The 13,357-nt window shown below is 65.4% G+C and carries 12 protein-coding genes; 7 read left to right on the forward strand and 5 right to left on the reverse strand.

The features are described from left to right. Positions 1-2 precede the first annotated feature (2 nt). The 3 genes from purU to BIWAKO_RS29710 all read right to left on the reverse strand — a co-directional run bounded on the left by purU (position 3) and on the right by BIWAKO_RS29710 (position 4,177). Positions 3-905, reverse strand: a complete 903-nt coding sequence (purU, locus tag BIWAKO_RS29700; RefSeq protein WP_069881701.1) for a formyltetrahydrofolate deformylase — start codon at positions 903-905, stop codon at positions 3-5. After that, on the reverse strand, positions 902-3,334 hold the full coding sequence (locus BIWAKO_RS29705) for a GcvT family protein (protein WP_069881702.1): 2,433 nt from the start codon (positions 3,332-3,334) through the stop codon (positions 902-904). Before BIWAKO_RS29705 ends, purU begins: the two co-directional genes overlap by 4 nt. Before the next feature lie 72 nt (positions 3,335-3,406). Then, a complete protein-coding gene (locus BIWAKO_RS29710) occupies positions 3,407-4,177 on the reverse strand; it encodes a DeoR/GlpR family DNA-binding transcription regulator (RefSeq protein ID WP_069882920.1) in 771 nt (256 codons plus the stop codon). Positions 4,178-4,724: 547 nt separating this feature from the next. Between BIWAKO_RS29710 and BIWAKO_RS29715 the strand changes: the two genes are divergently transcribed. From BIWAKO_RS29715 to mnhG, 7 genes are read left to right on the forward strand one after another with little or no spacing between them, the layout of a single operon-like run. Beyond that, positions 4,725-5,228 carry a GreA/GreB family elongation factor gene (locus BIWAKO_RS29715; RefSeq protein ID WP_141740289.1) on the forward strand — a complete coding sequence of 168 codons (504 nt, stop codon included), beginning with the start codon at positions 4,725-4,727 and terminating at the stop codon, positions 5,226-5,228. Next, positions 5,228-8,134 carry a monovalent cation/H+ antiporter subunit A gene (locus tag BIWAKO_RS29720; RefSeq protein ID WP_371332234.1) on the forward strand — a complete coding sequence of 969 codons (2,907 nt, stop codon included), beginning with the start codon at positions 5,228-5,230 and terminating at the stop codon, positions 8,132-8,134. The genes BIWAKO_RS29715 and BIWAKO_RS29720 overlap by 1 nt, the downstream gene beginning before the upstream one ends. Further along, a complete protein-coding gene (locus BIWAKO_RS29725; protein ID WP_069881705.1) occupies positions 8,125-8,466 on the forward strand; it encodes a Na+/H+ antiporter subunit C in 342 nt (113 codons plus the stop codon). Before BIWAKO_RS29720 ends, BIWAKO_RS29725 begins: the two co-directional genes overlap by 10 nt. Then, complete coding sequence (locus tag BIWAKO_RS29730) at positions 8,466-10,100, forward strand: monovalent cation/H+ antiporter subunit D (RefSeq protein ID WP_069881706.1); 1,635 nt, start codon at positions 8,466-8,468, stop codon at positions 10,098-10,100. The genes BIWAKO_RS29725 and BIWAKO_RS29730 overlap by 1 nt, the downstream gene beginning before the upstream one ends. Next, on the forward strand, positions 10,097-10,582 hold the full coding sequence (locus BIWAKO_RS29735; RefSeq protein ID WP_069881707.1) for a Na+/H+ antiporter subunit E: 486 nt from the start codon (positions 10,097-10,099) through the stop codon (positions 10,580-10,582). The genes BIWAKO_RS29730 and BIWAKO_RS29735 overlap by 4 nt, the downstream gene beginning before the upstream one ends. Continuing rightward, positions 10,579-10,860, forward strand: a complete 282-nt coding sequence (locus BIWAKO_RS29740) for a K+/H+ antiporter subunit F (protein ID WP_069881708.1) — start codon at positions 10,579-10,581, stop codon at positions 10,858-10,860. Before BIWAKO_RS29735 ends, BIWAKO_RS29740 begins: the two co-directional genes overlap by 4 nt. After that, on the forward strand, positions 10,857-11,225 hold the full coding sequence (gene mnhG / locus BIWAKO_RS29745; RefSeq protein ID WP_069881709.1) for a monovalent cation/H(+) antiporter subunit G: 369 nt from the start codon (positions 10,857-10,859) through the stop codon (positions 11,223-11,225). The genes BIWAKO_RS29740 and mnhG overlap by 4 nt, the downstream gene beginning before the upstream one ends. A 202-nt stretch (positions 11,226-11,427) precedes the next feature. Here mnhG and BIWAKO_RS29750 read toward each other — a convergent pair whose 3' ends face one another. Together BIWAKO_RS29750 and BIWAKO_RS29755 are read right to left on the reverse strand one after the other, a co-directional pair. Then, positions 11,428-12,198: a 2'-5' RNA ligase family protein gene (locus BIWAKO_RS29750; protein ID WP_069881710.1), complete on the reverse strand. Its 771-nt coding sequence runs from the start codon at positions 12,196-12,198 to the stop codon at positions 11,428-11,430. Between the two features lie 119 nt (positions 12,199-12,317). Then, complete coding sequence (locus BIWAKO_RS29755) at positions 12,318-13,328, reverse strand: 2-hydroxyacid dehydrogenase (protein ID WP_069881711.1); 1,011 nt, start codon at positions 13,326-13,328, stop codon at positions 12,318-12,320. Positions 13,329-13,357: the final 29 nt, after the last annotated feature.

Here is a 13,357-nt window from a genome sequence, read left to right on the forward strand (position 1 = left end):
CCCTAGCGGAAAATGACGGTCCGCCGGCCGGCCAGCATTACCCGCCGCTCGATATGCAGGCGCAGCGCACGCGCGAGCACGACCGCCTCGATGTCGCGCCCGACGCTGACGAGATCGTCGGGAGCCAGCGAATGATCGGCACGCGCGACGTCCTGGTCGATGATCGGGCCTTCGTCCAGATCGGGGGTGACGTAATGAGCCGTCGCGCCGATCAGCTTCACGCCGCGGTCATAGGCCTGATGGTAAGGCCTGGCGCCCTTGAAGCTCGGCAGGAAGGAATGGTGGATGTTGATCGCCCGCCCGTCGAGCGCACGGCAGAGATCATTGGAGAGCACCTGCATATAGCGGGCGAGCACGACCAGCGACGCATCGGTCTGCGCAACCAACTCCAGCAGCTTTGCCTCCTGCTCCGCCTTGGTCTCCGCCGTGACCGGCAGATAATGGAACGGGATGCCGTAATTCTGCGCCAGCGGCTCGAAATCCCGGTGGTTCGAGGCGATCGCGGGAATCGTGATGTTGAGATTCCCCGTCGCCTGGCGGAAGAGCAGATCGTTCAGGCAATGGCCGAAGCGTGACACCATCAGCAGGACGCGGGCCGGGCGGGCCGTGTCGACCGCCTCCCAGCTCATCTGGAAGGTGCCGGCCACGCCGTCGAACTCGCGTCGAAAGGCCGTGTCGTCGAAACGATCGCCGGCGGCGAAGGCGACGCGCATGAAGAAGCGGGCGTCGCGCGGATCGCTGAACTGCGCGCTTTCCAGGATGTTGCAGCCGTGCCGATAGAGCACGCCGCTGACGGCATGCACGATGCCGGGCCGGTCCTCGCAGGCAAGGTTGAGGACACGGGCGGGCTTGCGCAGGACGACGTCCCTGGGGATGGCGGGGGCGAGCGGCGTGAGATCGGTCATCCCTTGAGCTCCGCGGGCCTGCGGTCGAGCGGTGCAGCGAGGCTCGCCGTGACGGGGATCGCCGTGCCCGCGAGATCGATCGTCCAGTTGCGCGCGTCGAGCCAGGCCTGGTCGATCGGCTCTTGGCTCTGGGCCCAGCCGAGCGCGACGATACCGTCGACGCTTGCGCCGAAGGCCGCGGAGGTGATCTCGCCGACCGGCCTGCCATCCGCCAGGATCGCCTCGCCGCCCCAGGCCATCTGGCCGTTTGGACGGGGGCCGACAAGCGCGACCAGCCGCTTGGTGCGTGGCGCCGCGCGGGCAATGGTGAGGGCGTCGCGGCCGATGAAATCGCCCTTGTTCAGCTTCACGGCAAAGCCGAGGCCGGCCTCGTAGGGATTGATGTCCGGCGTCAGCTCGCGTCCCCAGGCGCGGAAGCCCTTCTCGATGCGCAGCGAGTCGACCGCGTAATATCCGACATCGACGAGACCGAGATCGGCTCCGGCCTCGTGCAGCAGATCGTAGATCGCGGCTGCGAATTCCGCCGGCACGTAGAGTTCGAAGCCGTCCCCCAGATAGGAGCGGCGGCAGGCCCAGGTCGTGGCATAGCCGATGGTGATCTGCCGGATCGCATTGGCCGGGAAATCGACGGGATCGAAGGAGACGGGCGAGACGCGGGCGAGGATCTCGACGACCTTCGGGCCCGCCAGCGAGAGCACGGCATAGGCCGATGTCACGTCCGTCAGCGTTGCTCCCTCCGGGAGCTGGCGCCTGATCCAGTGCGCGTCGCGCGTCGCCTGGGCGGTGCCGGTCAGGAGCAGATAGGTGTCGGGCGCGATACGGGCGGCCGTGAGGTCGCTTTCGAAGGTGCCGCGCGCATTGAGCAAGGCCGTGTAGATCGAGCTGCCCACCGGGACCGCCACATCATTGGCGGAGAGGCGCTGCAAGGCCGCTTCGGCCTGCGGACCCTGAAGCAGGAATTTGGCGAAGCTGCTCATGTCCACAAGCCCCGCGGCCTCGCGGCAGGCGCGGTGTTCTGCTGCGACCGTTTCGAACCAGTTCTGCTGGCCGAAGGAATAGCGGATCGTGCGCTCATCCTCGGTGCGGGCGAAATAATTCGCGCGTTCCCACCCCATCTTGGAGCCGAAGACAGCCTGCTTGGCGGCCAGGCGCTCGTAGAGCGGCGAGCGGCGGAAGGGCCTTGCGGTATCGAGTTCGCGGTTCGGCCAGGGCATGGCGTAGTGCAGGCCGAGCGTTTCCTTGATGCGATCCTTCAGCCAGGCCGGGTTGCTGTTGAAATTCGCGAAGCGGCGAATGTCGACGGGCCAGAGATCGCTCGTGGCCTCGCCCGCGACGATCCATTCGGCGAGCGCGCTGCCGGCGCCGCCGGCTGACGCGATCCCCATCGAGTTGAAGCCGGCGCCGACATAGATGCCCGCCACTTCCGGAGCCTCGCCCAGGAGGAAGTTGTTGTCGGGCGTAAAACTCTCGGGACCGTTGAGGAAGGTCCTGATCTCGGCCGTCTCCAGGGCCGGCACGCGCTGCAGCGCGTTTTCCATCAGGATGGCGAACTGATCCCAGTCATCGGGCAGGAGCTGGAACTCGAAGGGATAGGGGATGCCGTCCATGCCCCAGGGCTTCGCATCGGGCTCGAAGCCGCCCATGACGAGGCCGCCGACCTCCTCCTTGTAGTAGGTGTAGCCATCGGGATCGCGCATCACCGGCAGGTCCGGCGTCACGCCGTCGATCTTGCCGGTGACGATGTACATGTGCTCGGCCGAATGCAGCGGCACCGATACGCCGCACATCTGCCCGACCGCGCGTGACCATTGGCCCGCGCAGATGACCAGGACCTCGCATTCGACCCGGCCCTGGTCGGTCTGCACCGCCCTCACCCGGCCCTTCTCGGTCTCGATGCCGGTGACGCGGATGCCTTCGCGCACGATGGCGCCGCGGCTACGGGCGCCGCGCGCCAGCGCCTGGGTGATGTCGGATGGGTTCGCCTTGCCGTCGCCGGGGAGCCAGACGCCGCCGACGAGATCGTCGGTGCGCATCACCGGCCATTTCTCGCCGGCCTCCTTCGGGCTCAACTCCTCGATCTCCACCCCTTGGGCGCGCGCCGCCGAAATGGTCCGGCGCAGCTGCGTCATCCGTTCGGGCGTGCGTGCGACCGAAACCGAGCCGCAGCGCTTCCAGCCCGTGGCGAGCTCCGTCTCCTGCTCCAGCGAGGCGTAGAGCTCGGTGGAATAGCGGATCAGGCGCGTCATGCTCGACTGGCTGCGCAGCTGCCCGACGAGACCGGCCGCGTGCCAGGTGGTGCCGGAGGACAGGCGCCCCTGCTCGAGCAGGAGCACATCGCGCCAGCCGAGCTTGGTCAGATGATAGGCGACGGAACAGCCGACGATACCGCCGCCGATGATGACGACACGAGATTGGGTGGGAATGGACATGAGCGCCTCCGCGATGGAGGCAGCCTAGCAGGCCAAATCCAGAAAACAACAAAAAACCACAAAACGGGCAAATCAGGAAACGATCAGACGCACTCCATTCCTGGTCAGGTTCGCGGCGATCGGCTCTGGCGGAAGCCGGTCGACCAGCAGTCCCGCGCAAGCGTCGTCGCCGCCGATCCGGCTGGGAAGGACAAGGCCGAACTTACTGCTGTCGGCCATCAGGAAGCCTTGTTCCGCGGCGTTCAGGAGAGCGCTCCGGATGGCCGCTCCGGCTCGCGTGTAGTCGGTCAGCCGCCCTTCCGCGTCGACGCCGCCGACGCTGACGAAGGAGAAATCGGCCGAGAGGCGTCCGATCGCCCGCAGGGCCTCCGTGCCCGAGGTCGCATCCTCGTTGGGGTCGAATTCGCCACCGATCAGGAAGACGCGGGCGCCCTGCAGCCGGCTGGCCAGCCGCGCGTTCTCAAGCGACGTGGTGTGCACGACCAGCCGCTTTCGGTCCGTTCGCGCCAGCGCGCGCACAACCGCTTCGGTCGTGGTGCCGGAATCGAGCAGAATGGTCATGCCGTCGCCCAGCATGGCGGCGGCGAGCGTGGCGATCAGCTCCTTGCCTGCGCGGTTCACGGTCCGGCGGCTGGCGAAGGAGGCTTCCGAACGCTCGCCCCGGATCGCTCCGCCGTGAACGACAGCGAGCAGCCCCTCGGCCGACAAGGCCTTGAGATCGCGCCGGATCGTCTCGCGGGAAACGTCGAGCGACAGGGCGAGTTCCTCGACGCTGATCGATTCCTGTCTTTCGAGACTGTCGAGGATGATGCGATGCCGTCGCGCAGCGATGTCGCGGGTCATGGAAACGGAGCCAAAAATCCTGGTCGGCGGAAGAAGCCATCCCAATCTGCCACATGTCGTCGATTCGCGCTTGGCAATCGAACGGGCCTGGAAAAACATGAAAGGCATCGACGGAATCGAGTGTTATCAAACCACGGTGCGGCGCTGTAGCGCACGGCGATAGATAATTCACAATATTAAAATCAATATAAACTTACAATCCAAAGCAATATTTCCCATACACCCTAAATAAAATCCACAATATTCGAAATTATCATTCGCAAACATAAAGATATAACTTTACCATAGCCGCATTAAGCTCGCTTGACTTCGCGACAGCAACCTTTCACCTACATCTCATGTGGATCGATTCCCCAACGCTTCTCTTCGAGCGGGTGTGCCCCATCACGGGGGACTGACCCCGACCCGGCTGCGTCGCGGCCCGGTCCGGGCAAAGGCTGGCATTCCCGCGTAACGCGGGTTGCGTTGGTCACTCAGAGCGGCAACCCATTCAGACATTTTTCTCACGACTGCCTGCAACCCGCTGGCGGAAAACATGATTTGCACATTGAAACGACCAGTCACCACGCTTTCGGCCGGCGATTATGTGCGACTGCAAGAGCTGGCGCGTTTGCTCGGCGAGCACATTCATCCGCTCGCGTCGGCGCTTTTGCGCAAGCTGGACCGCGCCTCGTGGCGTGAGGCGGACGATATGCCGGAGCAAACGGTCTTGCTGGATGGCTTCGTCACCTATCGTGTCGGCGGCACCGGCCAGCCCGAACGCCGACGCTTGATCGATCCCGCAGACGGAATGTGGCCGCCCGCCGAGTTATCGGTGATCACGCCTCTCGGCATCACATTGCTTGGGCTTTCGGTGGGCGATCGAATCCCGATGATCGGGGCCGATATTCGTGCGCCGCCATGGGTCGAAGTCGTGGCAGTCGACCCCGTGACGACGTCGGGGATCGTCCGAGGGCTCACCTCCTCGAACGCGCCTGCGATCTGCTCGTCGTTGGCGGATCACCTTCGATGGCCTAAGAACGGACGACGCCTCCCAGGCAAAGGAGAATGATGGAACTTTCCCCGCTACTGCTGATCCTCATTCTGCCTTTTGTTGCCAGTCTTGCGGTGGTCCTGTCTCCGGGAGCCTCGCGCGAACCGGTGACCTGGATTACCGGCGTCACCTTGCTGGCCTGCCTGGTCCTGACCTTGTCGCTCTACCCATCCGTGAGCGGCGGAGATGCCCTCCGGTTTCAGATCGACTGGATCCCGTCTCTCGGACTGAACTTCACGCTGAGGATGGATGGCTTCGCCTGGATCTTCGCGGCCCTCGTCAGCGGTATCGGCGTCCTGGTCGTCATGTACGCCCGGTACTACATGTCCGCCGACGATCCGGTCCGGCGTTTCTACCTTTTCTTTCTGGCCTTCACGGGCTCGATGCTGGGGGTGGTCCTTTCGGGCAACCTGGTGCTTCTGGTCGTGTTCTGGGAACTGACCAGCATTTTTTCCTTCCTGCTGATCGGCTACTGGCAGCAGAGCCAGGCAGCGCGCGACGGCGCTCGCATGGCCATGACGGTCACGGGCATGGGGGGCCTGGCTCTGCTGGGTGGCGTGCTGATCATCGGTCATATCGTGGGCAGTTACGACCTCGACGACGTCCTGCGATCGGGCAACCTCATCCGTTCGCACACTCTATACGTCCCGGCGCTGCTGCTGATACTTCTCGGCACGCTGACGAAAAGCGCACAGTTTCCCTTTCATTTCTGGCTGCCCAACGCCATGGCGGCGCCGACGCCCGTATCGGCGTTCCTGCATTCGGCCACCATGGTCAAGGCAGGGGTCTTCCTGATGGCGCGGCTGTGGCCGGTGCTCTCCGGTACGCCGGAATGGTTCATGATCCTCGGCATCGCGGGAATGACGTCGTTCGTGCTCGGCGCTTACCTCGCCATGTTCCAGAATGACCTGAAGGGACTTCTCGCCTACTCCACGATCAGCCATCTGGGCCTGATCACGTTGCTGCTCAGCCTCGGCAGCCCGCTCGCCGCCGGCGCGGCCATCTTCCACATGCTCAACCACGCGACGTTCAAGGCATCGCTGTTCATGGCGGCCGGCATCATCGACCACGAGACCGGCACGCGCGATATGAGGCGGATCTCCGGACTGTTCCGGTACATGCCGATCACCGGCACCCTGGCCATGGTGGCCTGCGCCGCCATGGCTGGCGTACCGCTGCTGAACGGCTTCCTGTCGAAGGAGATGTTCTTCGCCGAGGCCGTGGAGACCCACGCCGATTCCTGGCTGGACACCGCCGCCCCCTACGCGGCCGTGCTCGGCAGCGCGCTGGCCGTGACCTATTCCCTACGGCTGATCCATTCGATCTTCCTGGGAGCGCCGCCCGAGAGTTTTCCCCGCGAACCCCACGAGCCGCCGTTCTGGATGCGGTTCCCGGTCATGTTCCTGGTCGTCGCCTGCCTCGTCGTCGGCGTCTTCCCGGCATACACCATCGGCCCGTTCCTGCATGTCGCGGTGTCGTCGGTGCTCGGCGACGCCACGCCGCCATACAGCCTGGCTCTGTGGCACGGCTTCAACCTTCCCCTGGCGATGAGCATCGTCGCGCTGGTTGCTGGCGTGCTGCTGTATCGCGTCGCCGGCGCTTACCTCGAACGTTCCGAGCGTCCCCCGCTTTTCGGTCGGATTCAGGGACAGCGCATCTTCGAGCGGGTCATGGTCGCGATTTCGTGGCGATGGGCGCATCTGTTCGAAGGCGCGTTCGGCACCAGTCGCCTTCAGCCCCAGATGCGCCTGGTGGTGGTGGTGGCCGTCGCCGCAGGAGCCGTCCCGCTGCTCGCTTCGGGCCTTTCCTTCGGTCCTCACGGCAATGGGGCGACGGATTTCGCATTCACCGGCCTTTGGTCCATCGGCATGATCTGCGCCGTCGCAGCCGCCTATCAGGCCAAGTTCCATCGGCTCGCGGCCCTTGCCCTGCTCGGCGGGACAGGGCTCGTGACCTGCCTGACCTTCGTCTGGCTTTCTGCGCCGGACCTTGCGGCCACCCAGCTCGTCGTCGAGATCGTGACAACGGTGCTTATCCTGCTCGGTCTGCGGTGGCTGCCCAAGCGCTCGCAGGACGTGCCCGAACCGAAAGGCTGGCGACCGCGCCTGCGCCGTTTCCGGGACCTTGCCATCGCCGTCGTCGCGGGCCTGGGCATGACGGCGATCTCCTACGCGGTGATGACGCGGGCGCCGCCGGACTCGATCGCGAAATACTTCGTCGAGAAGGCCTATAGCGAAGGCGGCGGCCTGAATGTCGTCAACGTCATTCTCGTCGATTTCCGCGGCTTCGACACGCTGGGCGAGATCACGGTCCTCGCCGTCGTGGCACTGAGCGTATTCGCGCTGCTCCGGCGCTTCCGCCCCGCACCGGACAGCATCGAGAGGCCCGAGCAGCAGCGCATCCAGCGGTCCAATGACGAGGCTGAGCCGGAGACGGAGGTCGGAGCGACGAAGGCGGAATATCTCTACGTGCCGTCCGTCATCATGCAGTGGATGTTCCCGGTCGTAATCGTACTGGCCGCCTATCTCTTCCTGCGTGGGCATGACGCTCCGGGAGGGGGCTTTGCCGCAGGTGTCGCAATGGCGGCGGGCTTCATCCTGCAATACATGGCGGCGGGCACGGTCTGGGTCGAGGACAGGCTGCGAATCCTTCCGGTTGCCTGGATCGGCGGCGGTCTCCTGCTGGCGGCGTTCACCGGGGCGGCCTCGATGCTCCTGGGAGATTCCTTCCTCACCTCGTATTTCCGGTATCTGGAGCTGCCGATCGTCGGGAAGGTCCCGCTGGCGAGCGCCACCCTGTTCGATCTCGGCGTGTTCGGCGTCGTGGTCGGAGCGACGGTTTTGATGCTGATCGCTATCGCCCACCAATCCATCCGCCGCCTGCGCGCGGCCCGTCTCGAAGAGGAGCGCCAGCGATGGAACTGACGCTTGCGATCGCCATAGGCGTGCTCACCGGATCGGGAGTCTGGCTGGTCCTGCGTCCGCGCACCTATCAGCTCGTCATCGGCCTTTCGCTTCTCTCTTATGCGGTGAACCTTTTCATCTTCAGCATGGGCCGGTTGCGGGTCGGTGCAGCCCCCGTGCTGGGGCCCGGCGGTGCAGGCAATCCGGCGGATCTGGCCGACCCGGTTCCGCAGGCGCTCGTGCTCACGGCGATCGTGATCGGCTTTGCCACGACCGCGCTCCTGCTCGTGGTGCTGCTCGTCGCCCGCGGGCTGACCCGCAACGATCACGTCGACGGGCGAGAGCCGAACTGATGGACTGGACGAGACATCTTCTCATCGTCCCGATCCTGCTCCCGTTGATCACGGGAGCGGCTCTCCTGCTGATCGACGAGCTGCGCCACACGCTGAAGGCGCTTCTCAGCATTGCGTCGGGCGTGCTGCTCCTGGTGACGGCGATCGTCCTGATGCGACTGGCGGACGGGGTTGCCGACGGGGGCGGCGCCCTGTCCTCATCCTATGCCCTCGCCAACTGGCCAGCGCCGTTCGCCATCGTGCTCGTGCTCGATCGGCTGTCGGCGCTGATGCTCGCCCTCGCATCCACGCTGGCGCTCGCCGCTCTGGTCTTCTCGACGGCGCGCTGGCACCGGGCCGGGCCGCATTTCCACACGCTCTTCCAGTTCATGCTCATGGGGCTCGGGGGCGCGTTCCTCACGGGCGACCTCTTCAATCTCTTCGTCTTCTTCGAGGTCACGCTGGCGGCGTCCTACGGCCTGCTGCTGCACGGATCGGGCGCGTTCCGGGTTCGAGCCGGCCTCCATTATATCGCGATCAACCTGGCCGCTTCGCTTCTCTTCCTCATCGGCGTCAGCCTGATCTATGGGACCGCCGGAACGCTGAACATGGCTGACCTGGCCGTCCGCCTGCCGGGCGTGCCCGCAGAGGACCGGGCGCTCCTTCACGCCGGTGTCGCGATCCTTGGCATCGCATTCCTGGTCAAGGCGGGCATGTGGCCGCTCTGCTTCTGGCTGCCGTCCGCCTATATGGCGGCCGCCGCCCCCGTTGCCGCGATCTTCGTCGTGCTCACCAAGGTCGGCACCTATGTGCTTCTGCGCCTCTCCCTGCTGCTTTTCGCTCCGGAGGCCCAGGGCGCGGCAGGGTTCGGCGGAACGGTGCTGCTCTGGGGCGGGATGGCGACGATCCTCTTCGCGACATCCGGGGTGCTATCGTCCCAGTCGCTGGGCCGGCTCGCCGGCTTCAGCGTTCTCATCTCCGCGGGGACCCTGCTCGCGGCCGTCGGCATCGGCAACACTGCGGTCGTCTCGGGAGCCTTGTTCTACCTCGTCAGTTCGAGCCTCAGCGTCGCTGCCTTTTTCCTGCTGATCGAGCTGGTCGAGCGGTCGCGTGAGCCTGCGGCAGACGTGTTGTCCGTCACCATGGAGGCGTATGGCGACGAGACGGACGAGAGCGAGGAGCACGAGGATCAGGAGGTCGGCGTGACCGTGCCGGGGGCGCTCGCCATCCTGAGCGTCTCGTTTGGATGCGTCGCGCTCCTGCTCGCGGGCTTGCCGCCGCTATCGGGGTTCATCGCCAAGTTCGCGATGCTGACGGGCATGTTGAATCCCGACGGACTCGGCTCAATCGCCGAGATCCCGGGGAGCATCTGGCTGCTGGTTGCGCTGGTCATCCTATCGGGCCTTGCGACCCTGGTGGCCATGATGCGCAGCGGCGTCCGCATCTTCTGGACGCCCCTCGAGGAACTGGTTCCGCGCGTGGTCATGGTCGAGGTCGCGCCGATCGTCGCATTGCTGGCGCTCTGCGCGGTCCTGACCGTGTGGGGCGGTCCGATGCTCAGTTACACGGAGGCTGCGGCCCGTTCCCTTCACGCCCCGTCGACCTATATCCAGAGCGTTCTGGGAACGGGGCATCTGCCGGGCGGTGCGCGATGAACCGCCTTCTGCCCTATCCGCTTCTGACCGCAGCGCTGCTGCTGATGTGGCTCCTGCTGACCTCTTTCTCGACCGGGCAATTCCTCGTCGGGGCGACCGTCGCGATCGGAGCCTCCCGTGCGATGGCGGCGCTTCATCCATCCAAGCCCCGGCTGAGGCGATGGCAGCTTTTTCCGAAGCTCCTGGGGATCGTCACGCTGGACATCCTGCGATCGAACATCGCGGTGGCCGGCATCATCATCCGAGGAGATCGTCGCGACCGTGTCGCGGGCTTCGTCGCCATACCGCTCGACCTGCGCGACAAGACGGCGCTGGCCGTGCTGGCATGCATCGTTACCAGCACGCCGGGGACAGCCTGGGTTGAATATGCCCCCGATTCCGGCGTGCTCCTGCTCCATGTCCTCGACCTCGCCGACGAGGCCGAGTGGATCGACGTGATCAAGAACCGGTATGAGGCGCTGCTTATGGACATTTTCGAATGACTGCCACGATCCTCCTGTGGTCGGTAACGGCCGCCCAGGCCATGCTCGTCGCCGCCATGGGGTGCTACGCCTACAGGGTCATCCGGGGGCCGCGAGCGCAGGACCGGGTCCTCTGCCTGGACGCCATGTACGTTACCGCCATGCTCCTGATGCTGACGATCGGCATCCGCTCGGGAAGCGCGATCTATTTCGAGGCGGCCCTGATCATCGCAGTGCTGGGATTCGTATCGAGCATCGCGCTCGCCAAATTTCTCATGCGCGGCGAGGTGATCGAATGACCCATGCCGAGAACCTCCCCGCCTGGGCGTCCCTGCTCACGGCCTTCCTGCTCCTTCTCGGTTCCGGGCTGACACTGCTGGGAGCCATCGGAACATTGCGCTTTCGCAGGTTCTTCGAGCGCGTTCATGCCCCCACGCTGGGCACGAGCTGGGGAACCGGTGCGATCGCGCTCGCGTCCATTGTCTGCTTCTCGGCGCTGGGCTCCCGGCCCGTGGTGCATGAACTCCTGATCGGCGTCTTCATGATCGTCACGACGCCGGTCACCCTCATGCTGCTCGCCCGCGCGTCCCTCTATCGCGACCGAACGGAGGGAAACGGAGAAGCGCCTCCGCGCTCGCTCCCGCGCCGCACTCACGGTGGATAAGGGCAGCATCGCGACCTGGAGCCGGCGGCCAGCGCAGCCCTCGATACAGCGAGACATTGGCGGCAAGAGCCCGGCGCGCCGGGAAAGATCGCTGCGTTGGCATCGTCGCTGACCAGCCAAGCGCCGATCGTCGGCCGACACGGCCTTGAGGTCGCGCCTGCCCGTACTGCCGCTCCGCTTCGTCTCGCCGAGCAGCCTCGCCTCAAGGCGTCAGCGGCAGGGCCTTCAGTTCCTTCCGAGCCGTGCCAAAGGTGCCGAGCTGATAGACCGATGCGCCGGTCGGCGAGAAGGTGAACGCGTCGAAAGGCTCAGCCAGCATCGTCTTCAAATAGGTTTCGGTTCCGACGCCGATCGTCACATGCGGATTGAAACGCTTGCCCGCCGCGATTGTCGTGAAGCCGGAGACATATTCGATCAGGGATTTTTGAATGTCCCGCCCGCCATCCCTGCTGAAGAACGCCGCCGGTGTCCCGGTCTTCGCGGTGTAGGGCGCAACGGCCTTGATCAGTTCATCCTGCAGCCGATGCAGGTCGTCTGTCGGTTCGACGACGATCCCCGCGAGTCCGACCGGCGGAGACGGGATGTAATAGTATTTGAACGCCTTCAGCGTCCATGACGTCGGCTTTTCCTTGGCCAGAACCGCGTTCGCGGCGGCAAAGACCTTGTCGAGTTCCGCCGTGCGGACGAATTGCTGCACCAGCGTGACGTGCGGGTGGTGCGTCTCATCGAGAGCAAAGCCCTTCGGGAAGGACTTCAGCAGACGCGCATTGGCGTCCTTCGCGCGCTGAAGCATCGTCGCGTCGGGTTCAAGCGCGATGTCGATCGCCGTCAGGGGTGCCTGTTGCGCGACGGCCCCCCGGGCAAAGCCGAGCACCAGGGCCAGTCCGAGGCCAATCGCTGCAAGAACCGGCGCGCATCGACGGTCCCGGCAATCCAGAGGGGCAGGACGACTTGCAAAGACGGACGCCTTCATCGCTGCGCTCCCTACATCATCAAGAGAGAAGGTCTGGCGGGGGCAGTTTAATCAAAAGCGCCCCGGCGCGCGATGCGCTTTTGGCGGAGCAGGCGGGGCTAGGCAGGTCGAATTGCGCCTCAGGCGAAGGCGACGTTCTCGCTCTGCGCCCGCAGGCGCGGATCGCGCGAGCGCACCTGGACCGGCCGCCCGCCGAGAACCTCGAAGCAGCGGGCGAGCGTATCCTCCGAGAGGCGCCGCATCGCCTCGACAGTGAAGAAGGTCAGGTGCGGGAAGAGAATGACGTCGTCGCGGCCAAAGAGCGGGCTGAGCACATGGCCCGTCTTGGCCAGCGGTTCGGTCGAATAGACGTCGAGCCCGACGCCACCGAGACGGCCGGCCAGCACCGCCTCGACGAGCGCCGCCTCGTCGATCAGCGCTCCCCTGGAGACGTTGACCAGCACGGCAGACGGCTTCAGGCAGGCGAGTTCGGCGCGGCCGATCAATCCGCGCGTCGCCGCGTTCAGCACGCAATGGAGCGAGACGAAATCGCATGCGCGCAGCATCGCATGCAGATCGTCCACCTTCTCGATGCCGGATGCCGCGAGCGTGTCCGCGTCGACATGGGGATCGTAACCGAGAACCCGGGCCCGGAACCCCTGCCCCGCCATCCGGGCCATGCTGCGGCCGATCTTGCCGGCACCGACGAGCCCGAGTGTGGAACCAGCGATATCGCGGCCGAGCCAGCGCTGTTCGGGCCAGATCCAGCCATCGGCGGCCATGGCGCGACCAATCTCGGGCAGGCGCTTGGCCAGCGCGATCATCAGAGCGAACGCGCCCTCCGCGACCGTCTCCTCGGCATATTCGGGAACGTTGACGACCGGGATGCCGCGCGCGCTCGCGGCAGGAATATCGATCGCATCGATGCCGACACCGTATTTGACGATGCCCTTGAGCCTGGGCGCAGCCGCGATGACGCGGGCCGTGATCGGCGTGTAGCACATCAGGATCAGATCGGCGTCGGCGACGGCCTCGATCAGCGCGGCCTCCGGGATGCCATCGGGCAAGGTGACGAGCTCGACGCCACGGGCCCGCAGGCCGGCATCGATCTCGGGGCATTCCAGTTCACGGTCCGTGCGGACGGCTTTCATAGCGGACCCTTTCGGCCAGGGAAGAGAGA

The organism is Bosea sp. BIWAKO-01 (assembly GCF_001748145.1).
Taxonomy (GTDB): Bacteria; Pseudomonadota; Alphaproteobacteria; order Rhizobiales; family Beijerinckiaceae; genus Allobosea.

Coding starts and splice junctions, on each gene's coding strand:
- BIWAKO_RS29755 (WP_069881711.1), bottom strand. CDS start 13,328: ATGAAAGCCGTCCGCACGGACCGTGAACTGGAATGCCCCGAGATCGAT.
- BIWAKO_RS29710 (WP_069882920.1), bottom strand. CDS start 4,177: ATGACCCGCGACATCGCTGCGCGACGGCATCGCATCATCCTCGACAGT.
- BIWAKO_RS29735 (WP_069881707.1), top strand. CDS start 10,097: ATGAACCGCCTTCTGCCCTATCCGCTTCTGACCGCAGCGCTGCTGCTG.
- BIWAKO_RS29705 (WP_069881702.1), bottom strand. CDS start 3,334: ATGTCCATTCCCACCCAATCTCGTGTCGTCATCATCGGCGGCGGTATC.
- purU (WP_069881701.1), bottom strand. CDS start 905: ATGACCGATCTCACGCCGCTCGCCCCCGCCATCCCCAGGGACGTCGTC.
- mnhG (WP_069881709.1), top strand. CDS start 10,857: ATGACCCATGCCGAGAACCTCCCCGCCTGGGCGTCCCTGCTCACGGCC.
- BIWAKO_RS29730 (WP_069881706.1), top strand. CDS start 8,466: ATGGACTGGACGAGACATCTTCTCATCGTCCCGATCCTGCTCCCGTTG.
- BIWAKO_RS29725 (WP_069881705.1), top strand. CDS start 8,125: ATGGAACTGACGCTTGCGATCGCCATAGGCGTGCTCACCGGATCGGGA.
- BIWAKO_RS29750 (WP_069881710.1), bottom strand. CDS start 12,198: ATGAAGGCGTCCGTCTTTGCAAGTCGTCCTGCCCCTCTGGATTGCCGG.
- BIWAKO_RS29720 (WP_371332234.1), top strand. CDS start 5,228: ATGGAACTTTCCCCGCTACTGCTGATCCTCATTCTGCCTTTTGTTGCC.
- BIWAKO_RS29740 (WP_069881708.1), top strand. CDS start 10,579: ATGACTGCCACGATCCTCCTGTGGTCGGTAACGGCCGCCCAGGCCATG.